Annotated in this window: 1 protein-coding gene; it reads left to right on the top strand. The window is 61.5% G+C overall.

Annotation, left to right across the window (positions count from 1 at the left end; genetic code table 11):
• Positions 1-111 precede the first annotated feature (111 nt).
• Positions 112-1,047: an IS30 family transposase gene (locus RT52_RS06620; RefSeq protein ID WP_034816089.1), complete on the top strand. Its 936-nt coding sequence runs from the start codon at positions 112-114 to the stop codon at positions 1,045-1,047.
• Positions 1,048-1,055: the final 8 nt, after the last annotated feature.

Genomic DNA, 1,055 nt, shown 5'->3' with positions numbered 1-1,055 from the left:
GATGAATTATAAAATTAAGTGCAACACCCAAAAGTGAACACAAAAAGCCCATGACGCTTTCCTCGTGTAGAATGAAGTCACCACAACACACATTCAGACGGAGGAAATCGCATGAGCTACACCCATCTTACCACAACGGAACGCGTGAAAATAGAGACCTATCTGGAGCTCGGGATGTCCATCCGGTCCATCGCGAGACGGCTCGGCCGTCATCCCTCGACCGTCTCGCGGGAGATCAGACGGAACCCCGGCTACGAATCGGGACGTGCCCAGCAGCGCTACGTGAAGAAGAAGGCAAACTGCGGCGCCAAGACGAAGCTCGACGAGGCGACTCGCCGGACGATCACCGAGAAACTGTGGGCGACCTGGTCCCCGGAACAGATCGTCGGTCGTCTCTTCGACGGGAAGATCGCCTTCTCGACCATCTATCGCTGGATCTATGCGGGATTGATCGACGTGCCCGTGACCGTGCTCCGCCAGAAGGGCAAGCGCCGGAAGCCGGTCGAGACGCGCGGGCGCATCAACGTCGGGCTGACCATCTCGGACCGGCCTCGGGAGGTGCGCACACGCGAGACGTTCGGGCATTGGGAGCTCGACACCGTCGTCTCCGGACGAGGGAAATCGAGGGCGTGCGTCGCGACGTTCATCGAGCGGAAGAGCCGGTTCTATCTCGCCCTGCCGATCGCGGACCGCACCGCGGCCTCGATGGAGGGGGCGATCCATGCGGTGCACGGCGCCTTCCCGGATGGCACGTTCGAGACGGCGACGACGGACCGGGGCAAGGAGTTCAGCGGTCACGAGCGCATCCAGGCGTCGCTCGGCGTGCCGGTGTATTTCGCCGACCCGTACTCATCGTGGCAACGGGGGAGCAACGAGAACGCCAACGGGCTCCTCCGCGAGTTCTTCCCGAAAGGAACGGACTTCGCGCAGGTGGCGCACGACGAACTCGCGGACGCGCTCGCCAAGATCAACGGGCGACCGAGAAAATGCCTGAACTGGAAAACCGCACACGAGGCCTTCACCGAGGAAGTGTTGCGCTTAATTTGACAAACCGT

Source organism: Exiguobacterium alkaliphilum 12/1, from assembly GCF_000714435.1.
GTDB classification, from domain to species: domain Bacteria; phylum Bacillota; class Bacilli; order Exiguobacteriales; family Exiguobacteriaceae; genus Exiguobacterium; species Exiguobacterium alkaliphilum.
Note: the sequence above shows the minus strand (reverse complement) of the source record. Positions and strands in the feature narration are given on the sequence as shown.

Coding starts and splice junctions, on each gene's coding strand:
- RT52_RS06620 (WP_034816089.1), top strand. CDS start 112: ATGAGCTACACCCATCTTACCACAACGGAACGCGTGAAAATAGAGACC.